This is a genomic window from Paraferrimonas sp. SM1919 (assembly GCF_010993985.1).
Taxonomy (GTDB): Bacteria; Pseudomonadota; Gammaproteobacteria; order Enterobacterales; family Shewanellaceae; genus SM1919.
The window spans coordinates 1-25,161 of record NZ_WINH01000016.1; the positions used below are offsets into that span (position 1 = coordinate 1).

The following is a 25,161-nucleotide window of genomic DNA, read 5'->3' on the forward strand; positions in this document are numbered from 1 at the left end:
CCGTTATTGGTCACTAGAAGTATTTAAGAAGACTCTCCACTATGCTTTTTCTGCCGCGAAGCGGCTTCGTTCAACAAATTGCTCAAGTCGACAGCTAACGTTTGGCGGTTTTGGTTCGGTCAAATTCAGTGATTATGGTGGATTTGTTTAAATATCGTGATGGTTAGCTGCAACTTAGCAAGGCGTTAGGTTTACAGGAATGTCGAAGCATTAAGATGAATTTGAGTAATAAAAAACTACTTATCAGTTTATTAATTACCATTATTACTGGAGCAATATTTTGGAAAATAGCGAAAGATGAAATTTTCTATCTTTGCTCCAATTTTTCGGCTGGAGTAACGAAATCAATTGTAATTAGACAATTAAATACGGCTAACCTATCTAGTTACATGAACACTTCTAATGATAGCGGTTCGACTATTGTATTTAGTAGTAAGGTTTATTTCGTTAGCAATCAATGTGTTATAAAGTTAGATGAAAGTGAGAAAGTTATACATGCCAGCTTTATGTAAACCTAACAAGTGGTTGCATCCGACACCTAAAGCTCCGCTCCCTTCTGGATGCTGTCGCCACCGCGACTCCAAGCTAGAAAAGCTAAACTCTAATCAAAACAGCCGAGTGCAGCAGAAAAATGAGAGGTTCTGCACCCTCATATGTGCAATAACAAGGCAGCAAATGCTTTTAGCCCGTGGAGTTTAGCTTGCCTAAATGACTCGGGTAAAAGCATTAAGCGAACGCAGTTAGTGTGCTTATGAGTAAGCAGAAAAGCCGCCGTCTAGGGAATAGGTGTCTTCATAGCCTAGACCAATAAGATACTGTGCTGCTTGCTTTGATGAGATGCCGTGGTAGCAAACCACTACCACTGGATCATCGAATTCGCTGACGGCCATAAAATCTTGCATGGTTTCGTTGCTTAGGTGAATGGAACCTTCAATATGACCTTCGTTGAAGCTTTGGGGATCACGAATGTCTACAATATGTAGATTGTCATGCTGTTGCATCATTTGTTGTAATTGTTGTTGGTTAATGCAGGTAAAGGTTTGCATATACAGCTCCCACTAATTAAATTTTTTGGCTATTTTACCCACAAATTCGGCAATAGGCGATTGCTGCGGCTTGATTTTTTACTCCTAGGATTTAGCATGTGCGCTTTGATAGCACATTAGGCAGATAAATGACCCAATTACACGCAGTACAGCGACTCTTTTTAGAACGTAAGGCTAAATCTACTCGCCCTTATCTGGCTCGTGGTGCGGGCATTGATCGCTGTCAAGCTTGCCAGTTATCCAAAGCCTATTGCCAGTGCCATATCCGCCAGTCGTTAAATTCTGATGTCGCTTTTTTGCTGATCATGCACGATGCCGAGGTATTAAAGCCAAGCAACTCTGGCCGCCTGATTGCTGATATGATCCCTGATACCCACGCTTATATTTGGAACCGCACCGAGCCCAATGAAGAGATGCTAGCGTTGCTAGAAAATGAGGCTTATCAGCCGTTTTTAATTTTCCCCCACGATTATGCGGTTGATGGCCAAGCTAGGGTATCCAGTGTCACCTTAGAATCCGGTAAAAAGCCATTGTTTGTGATGCTCGATGGTACTTGGCGCGAAGCCAAAAAGATGTACCGTAAGAGTCCATACTTACAACAAATGCCAATGCTGTCGTTCCAACTGGATGGGCCTATTACTCGCTATACCCTGCGTGAGGGCGTTCGTGACTTCCAAGTCGCCACCGCCGAAATTGCCAGCTTAGCCATCGACGCCGCCGGCGAACCGCAAAACGCCAAAGCGCTACAAACCTGGTTCGAAATCTACTGCGAAGCCAGCTTCAGCGCCGCCACCAAACCCACCAAAAGCTACCGCTTGCCCTTAGAGCAACTGCAACAAGAATTTCTTACCCAAATCAAAAACTAAAAAAGCTCCCGAAGGAGCTTTAATCAATAAACTTTAAGATAACTAAAAAAAAGTAGTGGCGAATCTCAAGTACAAAAGCTAGATCGCTAGGCGGCAAGCTTTCTCAGCCCTATGAGCTTAGTTCGCTAAGTGATTAGGGTGAGAAAACGCAGCCAACAACGCGAGGTTGCTTTTTACGAAGAAGAAAGCCCTAAAATAATTTAGGACTTCCTCTAAATCATAGTGCCAGTAGCAAGGCTACAAGCTTTGACAGCCCGGGGAGCTTAGCTTGCCTAAGACTTAGGTGCCAATGCTCAGGAAACGCAGCTAATGGTGCTAGGATGACCCAAAAATATCTGCAATCTCATTGGCTGAGAAACAAGGCACCCGAGGGAGCCAGCCCGGGGAGCTTAGTTTACTAAGTGACTCGGGTGGCGAGCGAGGGTAACGCAGTTAATCAGTCTAGGAGGCCGCAGAAAATACCTGCAATCTCAGAGGCTTTAGAGCAAGGCGGAGATGATTTTTAGCCCTGGGAGCTTAGTGCGCTAAGTGACTAGGGTAAAAATCATCGACAACGCAGCTATTAAGCTTCTGAGGCCGTAGGTGGCCAGGTGAGGATGACCTTTCCGGAGGAGCCTGAATCCATAACATCAAACCCCTTCTGAAACTCATCAATATCAAAATGATGGGTAATAATCGGGCTGATATCTAAACCTGACTGAATTAAGCTGGCCATCTTGTACCAAGTCTCAAACATCTCGCGGCCGTAGATGCCTTTGATGATTAAGCCTTTAAAGATCACCTGTGACCAGTCAATCGACATATCGCTGCCAGGAATACCTAGCATGGCAATTTTACCGCCGTGATTCATGGTATCTAGCATGCTGTGGAATGCCGATGGCACCCCAGACATTTCTAAACCCACATCAAAGCCTTCGGTCATGCCCAGCTCATTCATGACGTCTTTTAGGTCTTCTTTGGCCACGTTAACGGCGCGGGTAGCCCCCATCTTGCGGGCTAAATCTAATCGGTATTCGTTAACATCGGTCACGACCACATGGCGTGCCCCAACGTGCTTAGCTACGGCGGCAGCCATAATACCAATTGGGCCGGCACCGGTAATTAATACATCTTCACCTACTAAGTCGAAGCTTAGGGCGGTGTGTACGGCATTACCAAATGGGTCAAAAATTGAAGCGAGATCGTCTGAAATATCTTCTGGAATTTTAAAGGCGTTGTAAGCTGGGATCACTAGGTATTCAGCAAAACTGCCCTGACGGTTTACACCCACACCAAAGGTGTTGCGGCATAGGTGAGTACGGCCAGCACGACAGTTACGACAGTGACCACAGGTAATGTGGCCTTCACCAGAAACACGGTCGCCAATGCTAAAGCCACGTACTTCTTGACCCATGCCTACTACTTCACCCACGTATTCGTGGCCGACAATCATAGGCGCTGGAATAGTCTTTTGTGACCACTCGTCCCACTTGTAAATGTGCATGTCAGTGCCACAAATGGCAGTCTTACGAATTTTAATTAATAAATCGTTATGACCACATTCTGGCATTGGTGCATCCACCATCCAGATGCCTGGTTCTTTATGTAACTTGCTTAGGGCTTTCACGCGATCACTCCTAGCTCTTTACCCACCTTAATAAAGGCATTAATGGCATGTTCAAGCTGGTGCTTGTTGTGTGCCGCCGACATTTGGGTGCGAATACGAGCCTGGCCTTTTGGTACTACCGGGAAAGAGAAACCAATCACATATACGCCTTCTTCAAGCAAACGCGCCGCAAAGTCCGCCGCTAGCGCTGCATCGCCAATCATTACCGGAATAATGGCGTGATCGGCACCCGCAAGGGTAAAGCCTGCTGCGCCCATACGGTCGCGGAAAATTTCGCTGTTGCGACGCAGGGTTGCCCGTAATTCGTCACCACCTTTAAGCATGCGCAGCACTTCAATAGAAGCCGCAGCAATGGAAGGGGCTAATGAGTTAGAGAACAAGTAAGGGCGTGAACGCTGGCGTAACCAATCGATCACTTCTTTTTTCGCCGAGGTGTAACCGCCTGATGCGCCGCCGAGGGCTTTACCTAAGGTCCCGGTAATAATATCAACACGACCCATCACATCGCAGTGCTCATGGCTACCACGGCCTTGCTCACCCACAAAACCTACGGCGTGGGAATCATCCACCATCACTAAGGCATTATATTTATCTGCCAAGTCACAAATGGATTTAAGGTCAGCAATCACACCGTCCATTGAGAACACACCATCGGTGGCAATTAACTTATGACGGACACCCGCTTCGTCTGCAGCTTTAAGACAAGCTTCTAGCTCTTGCATATCATTATTGGCATAACGGAAGCGCTTAGCCTTACATAAACGCACACCATCAATGATTGAGGCATGATTTAGGGCATCAGAAATAATCGCGTCTTCCGGGCCTAATAACGTTTCAAATAAACCAGCGTTAGCATCAAAACACGATGAATATAAAATGGTGTCTTCCATACCTAGGAATTCACTCATATCACGTTCAAGTTGCTTATGGATATCTTGGGTGCCACAAATAAAACGCACTGAAGCCATACCAAAGCCATAGTTCGCTAAACCCTGTTGAGCAGCAGCGACTAGACGCGGATCATTGGCTAAACCAAGATAATTATTGGCACAAAAGTTAATTACTGGTTGGCCACCAGCAACATTGATATTGGTATTTTGCGGCGAGGTGATCACTCGCTCTGATTTATAAAGGCCTTCAGCCTTTACTTGCTCAAGTTGAGCATTGAGTTGGTCATAAAAAGCGGCGCGCGTCATAGGGATCCCCTCATAAAAAATTAGTCACGCTTAACGGTGCTATTTTACCGAGTTTTGTGAGTCGTCACAGTATTTTTATTTAATCTCGCTCATTACTTTTTCTAATAACAAAAACCCCTGATAAACAGGGGCTTATAGTTAACCATATTAGATTTCGTCTTGGAACTTGATTTGCTGCTTGCGAAGACCATCAACTATTGGATTGAATTTCTCTTCCAAAACATGTCGTTTAATCTTCAATGTTGGGGTCAGAATGTCATTTTCTATTTCCCAATTTTCCGATACGATTACTAATGCATCTAAAGTCTCATGTGACTCTAAAGTAGGATTAACTTCACTAATGGTTTGTGCCAATGATGCACGCACTTGTTCGCGGTCTTGCTTTTGCGCGGCTTCCGACAGTTGCACCAGCGCGATAGGGTGCGGTAAGCCTGAACCAATCACACAGGTCATTTCAATTAAATGGTTCTGCATGATTTTACGCTCGATAGGTACTGGAGAAATGTACTTACCTTTGGCGCTCTTGAAGTTATCTTTAACACGGCCAATAATCTTGACGTAGCCGTCTTCATCTAACTCGGCGCAGTCACCGGTTTTCAAAAAACCATCAGCCGTGAAAGTATCAGCGGTTTCAGCTTCTTGCTTGTAATAGCCTGTCATTAAACCTGGGCTCTTAAATAGCAGTTCTTGGTTGTCACCAATTTTTACTTCACATTCAAGGCCTGGTTTACCCACAGTACCAATTTTTGCTGGGTTAAATGGGTAGTTCAAGGTCGCGTAAGCGCCGTTTTCACTCATACCCCATGCTTCAGTAATATTCATACCAATACGCTGGTACCACTGCAATAGCGAAGCAGGAACAGGAGCGCTACCACAACCTAGCACGCGAGCATCCGCTAAGCCTAATTCGGCACGAATTTTTTTAGCCACAACACCTTTAATAATTGGCAGCTTAAGCAGCAGCTCTAACTTTGAGTGGCCAATCTTGGCAATCACGTTCTGTTGGAATAATGTCCATAAACGTGGCACTGATAAAAATAGCGTTGGCGCAGCACGCTTAACATCGTTGACAAAAGTGTCTAGCGCTTCTGCAAAGCCGATAGTACCGCCATAGTAGAATGATGCGCCTTCAATGTAGGTACGTTCGGTAATATGGGCCAATGGAAGATAGGATATGACGCGATCTTCGGTTGTGGCCGCTAAATCCTTTGCAACCATTGCGCTATTATGGCCGTGGGCGCCATAGGTGTGCATCACTCCCTTAGGGTTACCGGTAGAGCCTGAGGTATAGATCAACGTCATCAGTTCGTCTGCTGCTAACCCTGGGTAACTTTCAGCGGCCTCAGCCATAGCCTGCATTTGCTGCCAAGAGTACTGACAAGGCATTGTCGGATAGGGAAAATCCATACGCAGAATGTTGCCAGGAATCGCTGCTTCTTGCTCTTGGTAATGATCTAATTTACCTATGAAAATAGCTTTAGCTTCACTGTGCTCAATCACATAACTAATGGTTTTAGTATTGGCCGTTGGATAAATTGGCACAGAAATAATGCCACCCATCATGAGCGCGATGTCAGTAATAAACCATTCAGCACAGTTTTTTGAAAGAATGGCTACCTTATCGCCTTTGTGGATGCCAAGCTGATTTAATCCAGCCAACAACTTCAATGCCTGCTGCTTTACTTCACTCCAAGTATAATCTTGATACTCACCATTAATTGGCTGACGAAGGTAAGTTTGTTGTGGCTGAGTTGCGACCCAGTGCTCAAACATTTCTAGGATTGGTTTGGCTGACATTTTGTTACACCCTGATAGTGGAATTTTATAACCTATAATTGATGCCTAGTATGGAGCACGATTATGCATAATCCATATTCACTAATAAGCTCAACATCATAGTGTTAACAGACACACCATAATTGTAACAGAGTGGTGACGATTTGGTTGCTTAATTAAAGATTTTGACTGACTCTGGTACAACCAGAATCAGCCATAGAATGCATTTATGCCTGCTGAATACGTTGCCACCAAGCTTCGTCGGCGACAATTTGGCCTTGGTCATCCAGTTCCGGGTAAGGCAGCCCTTTTTGCTTGCATAATTGGGCAAAAATTGGGTGGCCACCTTCAAATAGTATTCTGTGGCAAATCTCAGCATCTAAGCTACGTTTACCGTACATTCCAGCATTTTGACGTTGTCTTTGTGCTTCATAAAGGATCAGCGCCGAAGCTACTGATACGTTTAAAGACTGCACCATACCTTCCATAGGAATAATGATATCTTGATCCGCAAGGGCCAGCGCTTCGTCAGAAATACCGGTTTTTTCTTGCCCCATGATAATGGCGGTCGGCTTGGTATAATCAATTTCCCTAAAATCGACCGCAGTTGCCGACAGATTAGTGGCTAATACCTGCATGCCTTGGGATTTAAGCTCGGTGATTGCTTCATTGATATTGGCATGCCTTTGTGAATCTACCCACAGCTTAGAGCCACCAGAGCTGTTTCTGGAAACACGGAAGCTTTCATCATCCAATACACAATGCACCTTAGAGATACCTACCGCATCTGCGGTTCGCATAATGGCGGCAAGGTTATTTGATTTATGTACCATCTCTAAACACACTGTTAGATCTGGCTGACGGTTATCAAGCATTTGATTAATTCGAGCAAAACGTTCAGGGCTCATTTCAATACCAATTTCATTTATATAACAATAAAGGCAGCCACAGGCTGCCTAAAAAACTTTTTGTACGGGCGCTAATATAGAGTCAACTGCCCCTACACAATTAGCACACCGTCCATTTCAATTAATGAACCCTTAGGTAGGGCAGCAACACCAATCGCTGCGCGGGCAGGGTAAGGCTGTTCAAAATAACGCGCCATAATCTCATTTACTTTAGCAAAGTTAGCTAAATCCAGCATAAAGATATTCAACTTAACGATGCCAGCCATAGAGCCACCTGATGCTTCACATACCGCTTTTAGGTTTTCAAACACTTGAATAACTTGCTCTTCAAAGTCATCACTTACCATTTCCATTGTCGCTGGCACTAATGGAATTTGGCCCGATAAATAAACTGTGTTAGCTACTTTAACGGCTTGAGAATATGTGCCAATTGCCGCTGGGGCATTTTCTGTCGCAATGATGGTTTTGTCACTCATGTTAGTTCCTTTAATTTAGTTTCTAGAGATTCTAAGTACTTCAGGTAGAATTCGAATTTGGCGCATAACATTAGCTAGATGAACTCGATTTTTAACCCCAATAAGTACATTAATCATATACACTCGACTGTCTTTTTCTTCAGTGCTTAAGTTATGAATGTTGGCTGCTGATTCTGCAATAATTTTTGTTAATCTAGCTAAAGTGCCTGTGTGATTAACAATTTCGATGCGAATTCTAGCCTGATATTCGGATTCTTCATCTTGCTGGGAAGCCCACTCCACCGGGATATATTTATTCGCCTCTGATTCATAACCGCGAATATTCGCACAAGCTTCCATATGCACTACCAGCCCCTTACCTGGACTGACGTGGGCAACAATATGATCTCCCGGTATTGGCCTACAGCATTTTGCAAAGTTAACCAGCATGCCATCTGCACCACGAATAGGTAAGTTATTAGCTTCATCTTCTATATCAAAACTATTTTCTAGTTTTTTACCCAAAAGCATCTGTGCAATCACGATACTCATGGTGTTGCCTAAGCCGATATCGAGCAATAAATCATCAAGGTTATCATGCTTGGAGCGCTCAATAACCTCCTGAATTAATTGGGGTTCAATATCTTCAAGCTGCACATCACCTAAAGAGTGACGTAATAATCTCTTACCGAGAGAAATTGCATCTCTGTCTTCGAGGTTCTTAAGTACATGGCGTATTTTAGCCCTTGCCTTACCGGTTACTACAAAGTTCAACCAAGCAGCATTAGGTCGCGCCCCCTTGGCTCGGACAATTTCAACGGTTTGTCCAGACTCTAAAGGCTGACTTAATGAATAAGGTTGGCGATCGACCTTGGCACCAACACAGGAATTACCGATATCTGTGTGCACATGGTAAGCAAAATCAACAGCGGTAGCACCAACGGGTAATTCAATGATCCGACCATTGGGGGTAAATACATAAATTTCTTCAGGGTAGAGATCGGTTTTCACGTTCTCTACAAATTCAAAGGAGTTACCCGCACTTTGCTGCAAATCAAGCAATGATTGCATCCACTTACGAGCACGTCTTTGTGCAGTCGTATCTACTGGTTCACTGCCTTCTTTATAGAGCCAATGGGCTGCAACGCCTTTATCCGCCATTTGATCCATATCCTTAGTACGGATCTGGATTTCTACCGGCACACCATGCGGTCCCAATAAAGAAGTATGTAAAGATTGATAGCCATTCACTTTTGGAATCGCGATATAATCCTTAAATCGACCTGGACGAGGTTTAAATAGGCCATGCATTGCTCCCAATGCTCGATAACAATCCTCAAGCTTGTCGACGATAATACGAACCGCGTATATATCCATAACCTCTTGGAATTGCAATTCTTTTGAGCGCATCTTGCGATAGATGGATAGTAGATTCTTTTCCCGACCAAGTAGTTGATAATTTATCTGCCATTCCTGTAAGCGAGCATGGATTTCGGCTTCAATGTTATCGAGTAACTCTTTCCTATTACCACGATCTTTTAGCACCCGCTCTTTAATGATTCGATGGCGCATCGGGTAATAAGCTTGAAAACCCAAAAACTCCAGCTCATTTTTAATATCATGGATACCTAGGCGGTTTGCGATGGGCGCGAAAATCTCAAGGGTTTCACGGGCAATACGACGGCGCTTATCGGGTCTTAAAGAGCCTAAAGTACGCATATTATGAGTACGATCGGCCAGTTTGATTAGAATAACCCTAATGTCTTGGGTCATCGCCATGAGCATTTTGCGAAAGTTTTCAGCTTGAGCTTCCGCTTTATCACGAAACTTAAGTTTATCTAACTTCGATACGCCCTCGACGAGTTCCGCAACCGTTTCTCCGAACAACTCAGTTAGCGACTCTTTAGTGATGTGAGTATCTTCGATGGTGTCATGCAGTAGAGCAGCCATAAGGCTTTCGTGGTCGAGGCGCATTTCCGATAGTATGCGCGCTACGGCCACGGGATGGGTGATGTAGGGATCACCACTGGAACGCATTTGCCCTTCATGGGCATCACGAGCAACGACATAGGCGTGCTCAAGTAGCGCTACTTGTTCAGCCTCCAAATATGTTGACGCAGATTCTTTAAGGCTTTGAAACAAGTACAAAGGTGCAACTCCTAAGGCTACAGGCTAGTGCGGCCCTCAGCAATGGCAGCTACCGCAGCAATTTCTGCCGCTTCTTGTTCGCGCAATGCTTGGCGATCTTGATTATCTAAAGTATCAGCGTCCACTAAACCTTTTTCAATCTCGCGCAGGGCGATAACGGTTGGTTTGTCATGCTGCTCATCAACCATTGGGTCTTTACCTTGTACAGCGATCTGGCGAGCGCGGCGAGCGGCAACTAGAACCAGGTCAAAACGGTTACCAATTTTTTCAACGGCATCTTCTACGGTTACACGGGCCATGATGCAAGAACTCCTGTTATTAGGGGGTAAAATGACGCGAAATTATACACGTACTCAATTAGTCTGCCAACAACTGTTTTATCATAGTTTGATGGCGTCGACTTTGTGATTTAGTTGTTAACTTAGTCGCCTTGAGAATGGTTTGCAAGTCATTCAAAGCATTATCAAAATCATCATTAATGATGAGGTAGTCATATTCCGAGTAATGGGACATTTCAGAAATGGCCTCATCCATACGAGCAGCAATCACTTCGGCGCTGTCTTGACCGCGATTTTGTAATCTTTCGGCTAAGCTCTCTTTGCTCGGGGGCAAAATAAAGATACTGACGGCCTCAGGTTGCAGTTTTTTTATTTGTTCAGCTCCCTGCCAATCAATATCCAAAAATACATCGACGCCATTCGCTAATTGACGTTCTATACTTTGCTTCGAGGTACCATAAAAATTACCAAACACCTCTGCCCATTCATAAAATTCATGTGCAGCAATTAAGTGTTGAAAACTGTCTTTATCAACAAAATGATAATGCTGGCCATCCACTTCCCCAGGGCGAGGCTCACGGGTGGTATGGGATACAGAAACTTGTGCTTTTAGGGTTTCTTTTCTCAGTAAGCCATTAATTAGGGAAGACTTACCCGCGCCGCTTGGTGCGGAAACAATATATAAAGTGCCTCGGCTCATGTGGATTCTCGAAATGCGCTATAAAATGAAATATGCATAATTTATTTGCACGTTAGACGAATTATATCATAGCTTTATATTATAAAGCTTGCCTAAAATTTGTCTTTAAAAAGCACCGTAGGTAAGTTATCCACATCACCCATTATTAGGATTTTTAATGATTGAACAATGGCAGCAACACTTTCACCTTTGGATAAAGCAATTTAACCACTTTTGCCATCACCTTTGGCACAGAATTGGCGATGATCAGGTAAAAACGTTATCTGGCCATCTCGCCTTTGTCAGCTTGTTATCCTTAGTTCCCTTAATAGCGGTGATGGTCTCTGTATTGTCAGCATTCCCTGTATTTGCCGACCTAAGAGAAACCATAGAAGGCTTTATCTTTCAAAATTTCTTACCAACTACTGGCGCCAATATTCAAAGCCATTTAGGGCAATTTGTAAGTAATGCTTCCAAAGGCGGTGCCGTCGGTATTATTGCGTTAGTGGTGGTGGCACTGCTGCTTATCGCCACCATAGATAAGGTATTAAATGATATTTGGCGAGTGGATAAAACGCGACCTCAAATTACCTCTTTTGCAATTTATTGGATGGTGCTAACGTTGGGGCCAATTTTAGTTGGAACCTCAATTGCCCTCTCTAGCTACCTACTGGGCATGGCGATGTCGCAAAATAGCCAGCTAGGCTCTGGAATTTCTCTGTTACTTAAGTACCTGCCCTTTTTCTTGTCTTGGTTGTCATTTATTTTGCTTTATATGGCGGTACCAAACTGTAAAGTCAAGTTTAAACATGCGCTAACCGGAGGTCTTTTTGCAGCCATTATGTTTGAATTAAGTAAGAAAATTTTCGCGATTTATGTCAGTCTTTTTCCAACTTATGAAGCCATTTATGGCGCCCTAGCAGCGATCCCTATCTTATTCCTTTGGGTGTATTTATCCTGGGGAGTTTTACTTATCGGAGCTGAAATTACTGCTTCATTAACTGAATGGAGAAAATCTTTTGCGACACATGAAAATTAACACAATATTGATTCTGTTGAGTGCGCTTATCAGTGGTTGTGCCAGCACTCAACCTTCGACTCGAACCGATGTCATCGAGTTTTTAGACTCAGCTCCGCAACAGGCGGTAGATAAGCTTTATCAAGGCTTGCTGCACCATAATTACCTTGCTCAAAAGATTGAAGGTAAAGGCGTAGTAGTACAGTTTGATAGTACTCAAATGATCCTACAACCAGCGATCAGTAATCAAAAGGATGGCATTGATAGAATCGTAGTGAATCAATATTTTGGCGTTCACCCAAAATTTGTTGGTAATCGTCAATTGTTGGCTCTCGTTGCCAATTTAAATCGCCAACTGACTTTTGCTAAATTTGTATTTACCCAAGGGGGTCAAGTGATCCTAGTACAAAGTTCAATGACTTTTATTGAAGACCTTGACTTGGAGGAACTTAGGCGCTTTATGTTATGGGTAGACGAAGGCTTGAGACAAGTAGGCACTAACTTACCTCCTCAAATGGCCACCATTATCATCCCATTACCCCTTATGAAATCAGGACAAGCCTTATAACCATGATTGCACTTATCCAAAGAGTCGCTAACGCTAAAGTAGAAGTATCAGGTAAAACCATAGGCGCAATTGACCAAGGGCTATTGGTTCTTTTAGGGGTTGAGAAGGGCGATACCAAAGCTCAGTTAACCAAGCTTGCTGATAAAATTATGCATTATCGTTGCTTTGAAGATGATGCTGGTAAGATGAATCAAAATGTCCAGCAAATAGGGGGGGCATTATTAGTTGTGTCACAATTTACCCTAGCTGCGGATACTCACAAAGGATTACGACCTAGTTTCTCGAGTGCTGCAGAGCCTGTCATTGCAGAGCAAATGTACCTCGATTTCATCGATTACTGCTCACCTAAAATTACCACCGAAACAGGCTGTTTTGGGGCTGACATGCAGGTCAGTCTCATCAATGATGGACCGGTAACATTTCACCTAAAAAGCTGATTAACTGACAGGTCTGATGAGTAAATAACAAAAGCAGTGCTAGTATTCGCGCCACCAAAATTAGTAGGCAGGTTTTTTACGTCTAAACTTGTCAGATGGGCACATGTTTAATCATTTTAAGGGGAAACTGTGGCGTTTTTTATTGAATATACTTTCAAGGGTAAGAATAAAACCATTGGCTTTGCTAATGATAGGCACCACGATATGTTTTCTGCTGTTTGCAAAGAAGAAGGATTAGATCTCAATCTTTACCTTGATATGGAACAGCAATTGCGTATGAGCACCCGTGACAAAGTGGCCATCAGGAACTTTCGCGACAACTACTTTAAAAATTTGGGATTAACCAAAATACAAGTAATTCGCAAAGAGTAAACATTTAAAAGTCCCCTAGTTTTCAAGGGGATTATGCAAACTTACTAAATACGCCTACTCTTAGTGGGTTAAGTTTGCCTTTAATCAGATATAGGTGATGAGGTACTATGAAAAAGTTAACTCCAATTACACTTGCAATAGCAACTGCAGTAATGGGAACTTCAACAGCATACGCAGCAGGTTTCCAAACAACAACTCACTCTGCCACCGGCATGGGTCGCGCTAACGCGGGTGAAGCAGCAATTGCTGACAATGCTGCGGCGTTAATCCGTAACCCAGCGTTAATGGCTATGTTTAAAGAAACCCAATTTTCAGGTGGCTTAAACATTGTTGACCCGAAGACTAATTTGACCAACATTAATCATTCAGGTCAGCCCCTACCAGATCAAACCAATATTACTGCTGTCACTCCAGTACCAAATGTTGCTTGGGTTATGCCAATCAACGATAGCTGGGCAATTGGTGCTGCTGCATTTTCTAACTTTGCGACAGGTTCTGAATACAGCAAAGACTTTAATAATATGGGTGTTGCTGGTCTTTTTGGCGGTAAAACACAAGTTACTACAGCCAATCTAAACTTCTCTGCTTCATATCGTATAAATGAGCAACTCAGTCTAGGTGCTGGTATCAATGCCATATACGGTGTGGGTGATTTCATGCGCACCGCACCCGCTCTAGGTGGCCTTGCTGATGTTAACTTCCAAGGTGATGGTGTCACTTTTGGTTGGGACGTGGGTGCTGTATATGAAATTAATGCTGATCACCGCTTTGGTGTGAGCTATCGTTCTGGCGCAACCATTGAAGCCAAGGGCAATGGTACTTTTAGTGTTGTTGAACTAAGCAGCTTAAAATTAAATCTGCCTGCAATGGCTGAGTTCTCTGGTTTCCACCAAGTTGCTGACAAATGGGCAGTTCACTACTCAGCCCAGTGGACAGGTTGGAGTGCCTTTGATGCGGTTAATTTCTTCGCCGGTGATGATTTAGCTTATGCTAAGCAATATGGTTGGGAAGATAGCTACCGCGCAGCTCTGGGTACGACTTACTCTTTGAACCAAGATTGGACCCTACGTGCAGGTCTTGCTTACGATAAGAGCCCTGTTCCAGATAGCAAGCGCAGTATTTCTATTCCTGATTCAAACCGTGTTTGGTACTCAGCTGGTTTTGGCTACAAGCTAAATGAAAAGTCAAATCTTGATTTTGGAATTACTTGGATTGATGGTGAAGCAACTCAAATCAATGAAGCAATTCCGGATCTCGCAACTATGTCAGGTATTACTCAAACTGACGCGCTTATCTACGGCCTACAATACAACCGTAGCTTCTAAGCAAACAGATAGGCAAAAGGCGCCCATTGCGGCGCCTTTTTTATTAATAATGTTGGGTCAATCGTAACAATAACTTATCCATAGCTCGATAACTTAAAGCCTGTAAAATATGCTCCCTTTGCACACTTTCCTTATCAGATAAATCCATAATACTGATCGCTACCCGCTGCAAACGGTGATAGCTTCTGATTGATAAGCCTAGCTTCTCCACTGAGCTTTCTAAAAAGTCCAATTCAGATTCGGGTATTAAATCTAACTGCGCAAGTTGTGTTCCGCTCAATCGAGTATTTAAACAGCCCTGGCGACTGAATTGCTTCTCTCTGGCATGATTAACCCTCTCCAGCAGACCACTATCATCTTCGATTTTTTGTGTTTTTTCCCTTGCCTGCTTTAAGCTGCCTGGCGGCAGTTGTGGCACTTCAATTGACATGTCAAAGCGATCTAAAAATGGACCAGATAATTTGTTTAGATATCTTAAAATTTGTTCATTGGTAGCCCTAGAGTTTTCATCAGCAGAACCACATGGACTTGGGTTCATTGCGGCAATAAGCTGAAACTGAGCAGGGTATTTATGCTTATGGGCGGCTCGGGATATATACACTTCTCCTGATTCAAAAGGTTCCCGCAGACTATCGAGAACGCTTTTGGAAAATTCGGTCAACTCATCTAAAAATAGTACCCCATTATGGGCTAAAGAAATCTCACCGGGACTGGCATGGGGACCACCACCTATTAACGCAACCGCGGAACTAGTGTGGTGTGGACTTCGAAATGGAGGCTTCAACAAATCACTAGGGTCAACCTCATAACCACTAATAGAATGTATTGCGGCGGTTTGTAGCGCTTGGGGTAAGTTTAGTGGTGGCAGTAACCTGCTGAGGCTGTTAGCGAGCAAAGTTTTGCCGGTTCCCGGAGGCCCTAGCATCAGCATATGGTGACCACCCGCAGCAGCAATCATCAGCGCCTGCTTTGCATGGGACTGGCCAATAATATGACCAAGCACCTGGGTCTGAGTCAAATTGGACTGTGGGTAATTAAATTCGGTATTTCTCTCTAAGGTTAATTGTCCTGTTAAACCGTGACATACACTGATTAATGACTCACATAATTGCACCTGATTATATTGTGCTAGGTCGTTATCAGCCGCATTCAGTTTGGGAATATATAAGTTATGCTCGGCATCTTGTGCGGCTATGATGACCGGCAACACTCCCTTGCAGTGGCGCACTTCTCCTGCTAACCCCAGCTCACCAATAAATTCGCTATTCTCGATACAAGAGCAAGGTAATTGTTTGGAGGCAACTAATATACCAAGGGCAATGGCTAAGTCGTATCTGCCACCAAATTTGGGTAACTCAGCAGGTGCCAAATTAACCGTGATCCGACGCATTGGAAACTCTAATCCAGAATTAATAATGGCACTTCTGACTCTTTCTTTGGCTTCTTTGACTGAAGCTTCAGGTAATCCCACCAAATTAAATGCTGGTAACCCTGTGCTTAGGTGCACTTCGACTTCAACTAGTGGCGCCGCGACTCCAGCTTGCGCTCGAGTGAATACCTTGGCTAATCCCATTGCAGTTATTTAAAATCCTTCGTAACTAAATGTTTGCCCACCAATAGAGGCTTCGTACATCAAGCCCCCTTTAGCTATGGTGAACACCGCCATACCATTAACATAATGACCAGTCGCATTGGTCTTACCTGCACTGGCAGAATTACCCATGCTGCCGGCATGGGCATTGGCTCCTATAGTAATCGCCACCGCTGAAGCCTGAGCGCCAAACTCAAAGCTTCCACTGACAAATTCATCAAAAGCGGCTTTATTCTTAAAGAAGATAATTTCACTGTAAGCTTGGCCACCAAGCTGAAAACCAAAAGTTATTTGCGTTAAGCTGGTTTTACCTAGCGGTTTGCCTGCTTGATATACCGTGCCTTCACCGTAGGCCCCACCTAAGCCAAAACCACCTTTACCAACCGTTGGGAAGATGGCATAGCCATAAGCACTGCTAAAATAGCTCGCTGTTACCGTTGCCTGCTTGAAGGTTGCAATCGTTTCAGCTTCATCTGCACGAGATACCAAACTTATCAGCGTTGCAACTAATACCAAAAGTATTCTCATTATGATTACCTGTTATCGGTTCACTTCAAGTATAGTCATAAACTAATTTAAGCGATTAAGCTTGATCATGAATTGGGGGTCGCAGACATGCCTTGGCGCTATAACTATCTCACAGCATTACCCCATTTATGTTCTGAAGAGATCCCACAAGGGCTAACTAAGCCAGCTTGGATTCTGCAAAACCAGCAACTGGCTGACGAACTGTCTATCGACTTGAATGCCCCCCAGTGGTTGACACTATTAGCTGGTAATCAACAACGACATAAAAGTTATGCGCAAGTCTATAGTGGTCACCAGTTCGGTAGCTATACCCCTAAACTAGGAGATGGTAGGGGCGTATTTCTTGGTGAGCGACAGCACCAACAAGGTTTTTGGTATGAAGTTTTTTTAAAAGGTTCAGGCACTACCGCTTATTCTAGGCATGGCGATGGCAGAGCCACCCTGAACGCTTGTATTAAAGAATTTTTAGCAAGTGAGGCCATGTACCATTTAGACATCGCCACCACACGAAGCTTAGGTGTCATTCAAGGTAACAACAAGATCATGCGGGATACTCAACATCATGCAGCGATCACTGTTCGCGTCAACCAGAGTCATATTCGCTTTGGTCATTTTCAGTACGCTCGCTGGGGCATGCACAACAACCCTCAAGCCCTGCAACAATTATTAAATTTTACGCTGCGTGAATTTTTTCCTGAACTTGCTTGTGATCAACAGGGGTATCAGGCATGGTTTGCAAAGGTCGTAAAGCGCACTGCCACATTGGTGGCCAAATGGCAAAGTATTGGGTTTACCCATGGGGCAATGAATACCGATAATATGGCCATTTTAGGCGATACCATTGACTATGGCACCTTCGCCTTTTTAGACACTTATAATGAAAGCTTGATTGCCGACCCAAGTGATTATGAAGGACATTATGCTTTTAATATGCAACCCGCTATCGCCTTATGGAATCTGCGAAAATTAGCTGATGCCGTCGATACCCTCATCGATGGCGAAGCCATGCAATCAAGCTTAAATCAATTTCAGCAGCACTTAGTCACGGCGTTTTTAGACCATATGTGCCCAAGAATGGGTTTAGCCCGTCACCTTGGTGACCGGCAACTACTCGATGTTATCGACACTTGGCGTTCGCTATTGCAACAGGCAAAGCTCGATTATAGTTACTCGATGCGACTACTGAGTCAGTATACGGGCAGTAATAGCCAGCAATTATGGCCGCAACTAACACAATTGGCCCCCATGAAATCCTGGTTGCAACAATTCCATCAATTGGTTAAAGCTTTTGACAGCAACTGGCGCCAACAACGGCAAAATTACAACCCTGCGGTTATTTTAAGAAACGGTTATTGTCAGCAAGCTATTGAACAGGCTAAAGTTGGTAACCTAAAGCCTTTGCAGGATCTTTATGTCGCCATTCAACGGCCTTATGATGAGCCGACCCATGCGCCCTATTTAAGTCAGCCACCAGCTATTTCAATATAAGGCTAGAACGACTCCCGTAACCACTAATCAATCAAAACAGCAATAAATTATGAAATTTTTAAGATATGATGCCGATCACCAGCAACTTTTATTCAGTGTAGATGTCGATAAAGTAGATGATCCCAAACAATTGCTTGAATTGGCTTGTGAGCAATTAGGGCTACAACTCCTTAAATATGAGCATGGCGCCGATCGAGCATTTGCTTTAGTTGATTTTGAGGGCTGCAACCTTGAATGGCACTTTGAGCATTATTCCGAAGTAATGTGGTTACATAGCGATACAGAGGAAGGTGCTGACAACCTTAACTTTTTAGCCAATTGGCAGCAAAGAATATGACCGCACAATTTGATTACCAAAATTTAAGTCCTGATTTAATTCTGTATGCCGTGGAACAGCTAGGGATCTATCCAGAAACAGGACTGCTTGCCCTAAACAGTTATGAAAACCGCGTCTACCAGTTCCGCTGTGATCGAGGCAATCGTTATGTGGTCAAATTTTATCGCCCCCAACGCTGGACTCAGCAACAAATTCAAGAGGAACTTGATTTTGCAGTTGAACTCGCTAACCAAGAAGTGCCCATTGCGGCACCTATTGCTATTGATGGGCAAACCCTGCATCAATACCAAGGTTATTTTTTTGCTTTATTTGCATCGGTTGGTGGGCGCAGCTTCGAAGTGGATAATTTCGATCAACTTGAAGGCGTTGGACGCTTCTTAGGCCGCATTCACAACATTGCTCAAAGTAAAAGCTTTCAATTCCGCCCCACGGTCAGTGTGCAAGAATTTGGTACCCAAGCGCTCAGCTACTTAAAACAACAAGGACAATTACCCGCGTTCTTAGAAACACCGTTTTTTACTATAGCAGAGCAATTGCTAAATAAAGCCCATGAAGGCATGCAAAGCGTCAACTATAAAAATCAGCGTCTGCACGGTGACTTACACCCAAGTAATATCTTGTGGACGGCCGATGGCGCAAGCTTTGTCGACTTAGATGATGCGAGAATGGGCCCCGCCATTCAAGATATTTGGATGATGCTTAGTGGCGATAAAGCGAATCAATTAGCGCAACTCGACACCATAGCGGAGGCTTATGAGGAATTCAGTCAATTCCCCCATCAACAACTGGCGTTAATGGAGCCTTTGCGTGCTTTAAGAATGTTACATTATGTGGCGTGGTTGGCCAGACGAGCTAACGATCCTGCATTTATTCAGAGCTTTCCTTGGTTTTATGAAGATAAATATTGGGAACAGCAAATACTAAGCTTCAAAGAACAATTAGCCGTTTTAGATGAACAGCCTTTATCTTTGAGGTTTTAGACTTAGTGCTATTTATGATAAAGTTTTTTACAACAACTACTCCACATGATTTAAGGATTTAAGGATGAAAAAGTTTTTTGCTATTGCTCTTGCGATATTGCTTACTCCAGCAGCTGCTTTAGCGCAATTTAAAGAAGGTGTGCATTATGAAGTACTGCCTACAGCCGCCACCAAGACGCCAGAAGTTAAAGAGTTTTTCTCTTTTTACTGCGGCCATTGTTTCAGTTTTGAAACTGGCCAGTTACCAAAACTAAAAAGCAAGTTAGGCCAGAATGTTAAATTTGAGCAAAGCCATGTAGATTTCATTCGTGGCAACATGGGGGTTGAGGCCACCAAAGCTTTATTAGTCGCCCGCCTGACTAATGTAGAAAAAGACTTTAAAAAGAAGTTTTTCCAAGATATTCACATTCAACGTAAGCCTTTTAATAGCGTTAATGACATTAAAGCTTTATTTGCAGAAGTTGGTGTCGATGCTAAGACTTTTGATGGTGCCTACAATTCATTCATGGTTGACCAAGGTCTTCGTCAAATGCAACTAGCTCAAAAACAAGCCCGTTTAACCGGCGTACCAAGCTTCGTTGTAAACGGCAAGTATAAAGTATTGAATTCTGGCGCCAAGAGCTGGGATGAAATACATGAAATTATTCAGTACTTGACCACTAAAAAATAATTTTCTCAATACTTAGCCAACTGCTTACCTTCAAGGATGGTTTGTGACCTAAACCATCCTTGCCATAACATTTTGATTGAATTGCACTCGGTTCGTTTACTGTCTTTCCCGATCCCTGGTATTGCGATACTTCTGTAAGCCCTCCATCTCAGCAGCAATAATGAGTTTTGAAACTGCAAGCGGCTAAAGCGAGCAGCCTTTGAGTAGGTCTTGGGTCATTAAGGTCAGCTTTGCCGATTGGTTGTTATACCCAAAGGACTGGGCCACGATAAGTCATGGCATTCCAAAAAACTTTCAAAAAAAATCCCTAAGCAGTGGCTTAGGGATTTTTGTATAACAGACAGGCATTTGCTTACTTTTTTATTCGCTATAATGCGTCTTTGACTTCTTCGTTCATACGAGTAACTAACAAGCCAATAGAATCCTTAAATTGTTGCAACTCGGCATTAATGGTTTGTGATTCTGTTTGTAAAGCTTGGTTCTGTAAGCGTAACTGCTCGTTTTGTCGTCGTTCTTCCTCAAGCTCCATTTTTTGTAACTCAATGGTATCTAATGCTGCTTGGATTTTCGTTTCTAGTTGACTTAATAACTCTAAACTCATAATGCTATTCCTTAGTAAACACTAACTTATTGATTGTATCAGGGAAATCAATACTTCAAAGAATAAAATGGTATAAATTGTCATTTAAAAGATTAAAAACACCTCAGTTAGTCCTTGTTGCCACATAAATCATAAAAAATAGGCTAATCTTTGAAAGCAATGGCGAAAAAATGTATAGTGCGCCGGTTTATCAGCAATCACGCTGCTCATTCCATAAGTAGGATCGTCCCTTGATTACAGCATCTAATATCACCATGCAATTTGGCTCTAAGCCATTATTCGAAAATGTTTCAGTTAAATTTGGTGGCGGCAATCGCTATGGCTTAATTGGAGCCAACGGTTGTGGTAAATCCACATTTATGAAAATCCTAGATGGTACCCTAGAGCCTACCGCTGGTAATGTTTCTGTGCCGCCCAATACCCGTGTTGGTAAACTAAATCAGGATCAGTTTGCCTATGAAGAATTTTCCGTAATTGACACTGTAATTATGGGCCATAAAGAGCTTTGGGCAGTGAAGGAAGAGCGTGATCGTATTTATTCTTTGCCAGAAATGAGCGAAGAAGACGGCATGAAGGTGGCCGACCTGGAGACTGAATTTGCCGAAATGGATGGCTACAGTGCCGATTCAAAAGCAGGCGAACTGTTACTTTCTGTAGGTATTCCTACCGAGCAGCACTACGGCCCAATGAGCGAGATCGCCCCAGGTTGGAAACTGCGTGTACTATTGGCGCAGGCGCTATTTTCTGATCCAGATGTATTACTACTGGACGAACCGACCAACAACTTGGACATTAACACCATCCGTTGGTTGGAAGGCGTCATCAACGACCGTAAGAGCACCATGGTTATCATTTCCCACGACCGTCACTTCTTAAACTCAGTATGTACCCATATGGCGGATATTGATTACGGCGAGTTAAAGGTTTACCCAGGTAACTATGATGACTTTATGAGTGCATCAACCCAAGCTCGCGAGAAGCTACAAGCTGAAAATGCCGCTAAAAAAGCGCAAATTGCTGAGCTACAAAACTTTGTTAGCCGCTTCTCTGCCAACGCTTCTAAAGCGCGTCAGGCGACCTCTCGTCAGAAGCTGATTGAGAAGATCAAAGTGGAAGACATGAAGCCTTCAAGCCGTGTTAGCCCATACATTCGCTTTACCCAAGAGAAGAAGCTGCACCGTTTAGCCCTAGAAGTAGAGAACTTCAGCCACGGCTTCGATGGTGAATCATTATTTGCGGCGTCTAATTTTATGATTGAAGCGGGTGACCGTGTGGCTATCATCGGTGAAAACGGTGTCGGTAAGACGACCATTCTAAAATGTCTAATGGGTGAATTAACCCCTAATTCAGGCATGATCAAATGGTCTGAAAACGCCACCCTAGGTTACTACGCTCAGGATCATGCCCACGAGTTTGAGCAAGACATGAACCTATTTGACTGGATGAGCCAATGGCGTCAAGAAGGTGATGACGACCAAGCGGTACGCGCTATCCTAGGTCGCTTACTGTTCAACCATGATGCCATTAAAAAGTCAGTTAAGGTGTGTTCGGGTGGTGAGCAAGGCCGCCTGTTATTCGGCAAGCTAATGATGCACAAAACCAACGTGTTAATTATGGATGAGCCGACGAACCACTTAGACATGGAATCGATTGAATCGATCAACTTAGCGTTAGAGAACTTTGAAGGCACCATTATCTTTGTTTCCCACGACCGTGAGTTTGTATCGTCAATTGCCAAGCGTGTAATTGAAGTAAAAGATAATAAGTTAAATGATTTCCACGGTACTTATGCGGAGCTGTTGGCTTCACAGGGCATCGAAGGGTAGATTTTTTAATAGGATTTCATCCTATTGACCTTGTTGTTAAGGGTATGGAGCTGCGCTCCATACCCTTTTTTTGTTTTCTTTTTAAGCTGCGCTTAGCTGGTGTGGTTTTCATTATTTTATTTCGGGATACCGATATCGGTTTCTTTTTAAAGCTGCGCTTGGCTTTTCGAGCTGGGAGTCGCGGTGGCGACGGCACGTCAGGGGAAAACAACAGCTTAATACTTCAGGCATCCCTGCCTTACGCCCTCCGGGTCTGCTAAAGCAGCACAAAATTGTTCCTGACAATTTTGTCCCCGACACCCCCTGAGCCGCCCCTTACTTTGCTTAACCAGAATTTTTCATTCGTCATTACGCTGACGGCTATATTCGCCATCCTTGGCTCTAACTAGCCTTACAGGCCATCCATGGCCTGAACAGCTATTTCTCAATCAAATTCTTCGCAAAGTCAGAGGGGAATTTGAGTAACAATACGGTTTCAAAGCCGATACTCAAACACGCTTTTGCCCCATTCCGAGTTACGAGTATCGAGCAACGAGAGCGGGCTTCGCCCTTCGAGGGATGAGTTATGAGCACATCGAATAAAGACAAATTGTCTATTACTAACAGGTGAACATTTCCACAGTTATTACTGTTCCGCAGATTAATTGGTGGCAAACATAGCCTAAATAAGCTTTTGGAAGGCTCGATAATCTTCCAATATTTAACTAAGTTATTGATTAACTTAAAAGTAGCCAAGGTATGTAGGGAAACCCTACATCAACAGGCTTGTTTTGCCGGGTGTGATTTTTAGTTTTTCCAATCTTCGCTGTAAATTTGTACTTTATTTCAACAAGTTAAAGTGACATAGTATTTGTAAGTTAAATTTTGTGCGGAAGATTATCGAGCTTCCGCTTAATAAGCTGTTAGAAATCAATCAGGATTAGCATGGACATCAATTGGCAGGGCTTAATCACGGGCGCAATAACAGTTTTTGTGATTACGTACTTTACAAAAAGAGCTACCTTCGCTGCGCAAGAAGGTGAATTAAAGTTCGGGCTATTTATAAAGGGCTTGGGCTTGGTCTGTTTGTTGTTTTCGGTAGTTCCATTTGTTGTATTAATAACTGGAAATTATCAGGTAGAGAAACCTGGAGAAACAACAGCTCTTATTGGTTTAACCATAGGCTTTGGCGTCGGTGCTATTTATACCATGGCTGAAGGGTTCTTTGTAAAAGGCACTTACGATGATACTACGATTCTCTTTTCAACTCCTTGGTCTGGCAAGAAAAGCGAGAAATGGGATGATCTTGAATCAGTAAATTTTAATGGCTGGTGTTATTGGTATGTGCTCAAATTCAAGAGCGGGAATGTAATTCGGTTGTCTTCATATTTGGGCGGTCATGGCTATTTATTAGAATTTTTGCAGGACCGTGGTTATGATTTCTAACAAGTTGCTGCACGCTGACACATATTGCTACGCTCGTTTTTGTGTGTCGCTGCGCTCCATAATACACAAAAACGCTCTCCCCAATATGTGCAGGTGAGCAAGGCGTTAGGCATCTAAATGAGAAACGAAGGATTAGTTAAAGTTCACGTATCTTTACCCAATCACTGGATGATTGGTGGCGAGTCTATGTGGGCAGAGCCGCTAGGGAATAATATTTATCGGCTTGAAAACGTTCCATTCTTTTCGTACTCGTTAAACTTCAATGATGAAGTAAAAGCTTTTGAGGACGATAACGGCATATTGGAAATTGAAAATGTCATAGCAAGAAGCGGTAACCGCACTCTCAGAATTATTTTTGACAAATCAATTGATAGAGATAAACAAGATTTTTATATTGAAAAAATTCGCGATTTGGATTGTTCATTGGAAAGATGGGATGAAACATACTTAACTGTCAATGTTCGTAAATCTGCTTGCTATTTAGATGTAATCAAAAAGTTTGATATCTGGGATGCGGAAGATATTTTTGCTTATGAAACATGTGACGAGCAAATTCCAGGATCCTTCGATGCTGAGCCGAATGACGATGCCTAACAAATAAGGATAGGCCGCAAAACGCTTGGCTTGCGCTCCTTCGTCGCTAATTTTAGCCAAGCATTTATGCGCCCATTAGCAAGGCGTTACCTCTCAAATCGTAAATCATTTTTGTCCAAAACTGAGTTAGGCTGAGCCACTATTGATAACGAACCGCTACTCAATTCACCCCTTCATTCTGCGCTTAATTTGATTGAGTTAATAGAGTTGCTAGGCATGGATGCCTAGTAAGAACTGTTGGAGGCAGGACGCCGAATCAGTTCGTACTCGACTATTAACGAGTGAAAAATTAAGACGAAGCAGATTGCGGGGGCAGGAGGGGAGTCCAGAGGGGAAAACTGGTTTTCCCTTCTGGGTGCTGTCGGCACCCCGACAAGTCCGTGGATATACTAGAAAAGCCAAGCGCAGCTTAATAAGAAATCAAACAGCTACACCTTATAAAA

General features: G+C 43.4%; 25 protein-coding genes. 13 read left to right on the plus strand and 12 right to left on the minus strand.

Translation table 11 applies throughout. From position 1 onward, the window contains the following. Positions 1–749: 749 nt before the first annotated feature. Positions 750–1,046 (minus strand): thiosulfate sulfurtransferase GlpE, encoded by a 297-nt coding sequence (gene glpE / locus GFB48_RS10720; protein WP_163935190.1) that lies wholly within the window; start codon positions 1,044–1,046, stop codon positions 750–752. A gap of 128 nt (positions 1,047–1,174) precedes the next feature. On the opposite strand from glpE, the gene GFB48_RS10725 reads away from it, so the two are divergent. Then, on the plus strand, positions 1,175–1,912 hold the full coding sequence (locus GFB48_RS10725; RefSeq protein ID WP_163935193.1) for a tRNA-uridine aminocarboxypropyltransferase: 738 nt from the start codon (positions 1,175–1,177) through the stop codon (positions 1,910–1,912). A 562-nt stretch (positions 1,913–2,474) separates the two neighbouring features. Here GFB48_RS10725 and tdh read toward each other — a convergent pair. From tdh to gmk, 8 genes are all read right to left on the minus strand, one after another. After that, positions 2,475–3,518: an L-threonine 3-dehydrogenase gene (tdh, locus tag GFB48_RS10730; protein WP_163935196.1), complete on the minus strand. Its 1,044-nt coding sequence runs from the start codon at positions 3,516–3,518 to the stop codon at positions 2,475–2,477. Further along, positions 3,515–4,714: a glycine C-acetyltransferase gene (locus tag GFB48_RS10735; protein WP_163935199.1), complete on the minus strand. Its 1,200-nt coding sequence runs from the start codon at positions 4,712–4,714 to the stop codon at positions 3,515–3,517. The genes tdh and GFB48_RS10735 overlap by 4 nt, the downstream gene beginning before the upstream one ends. Positions 4,715–4,861: 147 nt before the next feature. After that, the gene (locus GFB48_RS10740) at positions 4,862–6,511 is read right to left on the minus strand and encodes an AMP-binding protein (protein WP_163935202.1); all 1,650 of its coding nucleotides are present in this window, start codon (positions 6,509–6,511) and stop codon (positions 4,862–4,864) included. Positions 6,512–6,717: 206 nt separating this feature from the next. Next, positions 6,718–7,398 (minus strand): tRNA (guanosine(18)-2'-O)-methyltransferase TrmH, encoded by a 681-nt coding sequence (gene trmH, locus GFB48_RS10745; protein WP_163935205.1) that lies wholly within the window; start codon positions 7,396–7,398, stop codon positions 6,718–6,720. A 92-nt stretch (positions 7,399–7,490) separates the two neighbouring features. Continuing rightward, complete coding sequence (locus tag GFB48_RS10750) at positions 7,491–7,874, minus strand: RidA family protein (RefSeq protein ID WP_163935208.1); 384 nt, start codon at positions 7,872–7,874, stop codon at positions 7,491–7,493. Between the two features lie 15 nt (positions 7,875–7,889). Next, positions 7,890–10,001, minus strand: coding sequence for a bifunctional GTP diphosphokinase/guanosine-3',5'-bis pyrophosphate 3'-pyrophosphohydrolase (gene spoT, locus GFB48_RS10755; RefSeq protein ID WP_163935211.1), 2,112 nt, complete (start codon positions 9,999–10,001; stop codon positions 7,890–7,892). 17 nt (positions 10,002–10,018) lie between these two features. Beyond that, positions 10,019–10,300 carry a DNA-directed RNA polymerase subunit omega gene (gene rpoZ / locus GFB48_RS10760; RefSeq protein WP_163935215.1) on the minus strand — a complete coding sequence of 94 codons (282 nt, stop codon included), beginning with the start codon at positions 10,298–10,300 and terminating at the stop codon, positions 10,019–10,021. 58 nt (positions 10,301–10,358) lie between these two features. Then, positions 10,359–10,979, minus strand: coding sequence for a guanylate kinase (gene gmk / locus GFB48_RS10765; protein WP_163935217.1), 621 nt, complete (start codon positions 10,977–10,979; stop codon positions 10,359–10,361). Positions 10,980–11,136: 157 nt separating this feature from the next. Here gmk and GFB48_RS10770 point away from each other — a divergent pair, with 157 nt between their 5' ends. The 5 genes from GFB48_RS10770 (at position 11,137) to GFB48_RS10790 (ending at position 14,678) form a co-directional block, all read left to right on the plus strand. After that, the gene (locus GFB48_RS10770) at positions 11,137–11,997 is read left to right on the plus strand and encodes a virulence factor BrkB family protein (RefSeq protein WP_163935220.1); all 861 of its coding nucleotides are present in this window, start codon (positions 11,137–11,139) and stop codon (positions 11,995–11,997) included. Continuing rightward, positions 11,987–12,544, plus strand: coding sequence for a YbjN domain-containing protein (locus GFB48_RS10775; protein ID WP_163935223.1), 558 nt, complete (start codon positions 11,987–11,989; stop codon positions 12,542–12,544). Before GFB48_RS10770 ends, GFB48_RS10775 begins: the two co-directional genes overlap by 11 nt. A gap of 2 nt (positions 12,545–12,546) precedes the next feature. Next, complete coding sequence (dtd, locus tag GFB48_RS10780; RefSeq protein WP_163935226.1) at positions 12,547–12,981, plus strand: D-aminoacyl-tRNA deacylase; 435 nt, start codon at positions 12,547–12,549, stop codon at positions 12,979–12,981. 129 nt (positions 12,982–13,110) lie between these two features. Continuing rightward, a complete protein-coding gene (locus GFB48_RS10785; protein ID WP_163935229.1) occupies positions 13,111–13,353 on the plus strand; it encodes a DUF2960 family protein in 243 nt (80 codons plus the stop codon). 107 nt (positions 13,354–13,460) lie between these two features. Then, complete coding sequence (locus GFB48_RS10790; protein ID WP_163935233.1) at positions 13,461–14,678, plus strand: OmpP1/FadL family transporter; 1,218 nt, start codon at positions 13,461–13,463, stop codon at positions 14,676–14,678. Between the two features lie 43 nt (positions 14,679–14,721). On the opposite strand, the gene GFB48_RS10795 is transcribed toward GFB48_RS10790, so the two are convergent. Next, entirely contained in the window at positions 14,722–16,251 is a 1,530-nt protein-coding gene (locus tag GFB48_RS10795; protein ID WP_163935236.1) for a YifB family Mg chelatase-like AAA ATPase, read from the minus strand. A gap of 9 nt (positions 16,252–16,260) precedes the next feature. Next, the gene (locus GFB48_RS10800) at positions 16,261–16,797 is read right to left on the minus strand and encodes a YSC84-related protein (RefSeq protein ID WP_163935239.1); all 537 of its coding nucleotides are present in this window, start codon (positions 16,795–16,797) and stop codon (positions 16,261–16,263) included. An 87-nt stretch (positions 16,798–16,884) separates the two neighbouring features. Here GFB48_RS10800 and GFB48_RS10805 point away from each other — a divergent pair, with 87 nt between their 5' ends. From GFB48_RS10805 to GFB48_RS10820, 4 genes are all read left to right on the plus strand, one after another. Continuing rightward, entirely contained in the window at positions 16,885–18,285 is a 1,401-nt protein-coding gene (locus tag GFB48_RS10805) for a protein adenylyltransferase SelO family protein (RefSeq protein ID WP_163935242.1), read from the plus strand. 49 nt (positions 18,286–18,334) lie between these two features. After that, a complete protein-coding gene (locus GFB48_RS10810) occupies positions 18,335–18,622 on the plus strand; it encodes a DUF3630 family protein (protein WP_163935245.1) in 288 nt (95 codons plus the stop codon). Further along, on the plus strand, positions 18,619–19,602 hold the full coding sequence (locus GFB48_RS10815) for a serine/threonine protein kinase (protein WP_163935248.1): 984 nt from the start codon (positions 18,619–18,621) through the stop codon (positions 19,600–19,602). The genes GFB48_RS10810 and GFB48_RS10815 overlap by 4 nt, the downstream gene beginning before the upstream one ends. Positions 19,603–19,666: 64 nt before the next feature. After that, positions 19,667–20,272, plus strand: coding sequence for a thiol:disulfide interchange protein DsbA/DsbL (locus GFB48_RS10820; RefSeq protein ID WP_163935251.1), 606 nt, complete (start codon positions 19,667–19,669; stop codon positions 20,270–20,272). 367 nt (positions 20,273–20,639) lie between these two features. Here GFB48_RS10820 and GFB48_RS10825 read toward each other — a convergent pair whose 3' ends face one another. Continuing rightward, positions 20,640–20,873 carry a cell division protein ZapB gene (locus tag GFB48_RS10825; protein WP_163935254.1) on the minus strand — a complete coding sequence of 78 codons (234 nt, stop codon included), beginning with the start codon at positions 20,871–20,873 and terminating at the stop codon, positions 20,640–20,642. A 230-nt stretch (positions 20,874–21,103) separates the two neighbouring features. Between GFB48_RS10825 and GFB48_RS10830 the strand changes: the two genes are divergently transcribed. The 3 genes from GFB48_RS10830 (at position 21,104) to GFB48_RS10840 (ending at position 24,718) form a co-directional block, all read left to right on the plus strand. Next, a complete protein-coding gene (locus GFB48_RS10830) occupies positions 21,104–22,699 on the plus strand; it encodes an ABC-F family ATPase (protein WP_163935257.1) in 1,596 nt (531 codons plus the stop codon). A 924-nt stretch (positions 22,700–23,623) separates the two neighbouring features. Further along, the gene (locus GFB48_RS10835; protein ID WP_163935260.1) at positions 23,624–24,124 is read left to right on the plus strand and encodes a hypothetical protein; all 501 of its coding nucleotides are present in this window, start codon (positions 23,624–23,626) and stop codon (positions 24,122–24,124) included. A 117-nt stretch (positions 24,125–24,241) separates the two neighbouring features. Then, positions 24,242–24,718, plus strand: a complete 477-nt coding sequence (locus GFB48_RS10840) for a DUF4265 domain-containing protein (protein WP_163935263.1) — start codon at positions 24,242–24,244, stop codon at positions 24,716–24,718. The last annotated feature ends 443 nt before the right edge of the window (positions 24,719–25,161 follow it).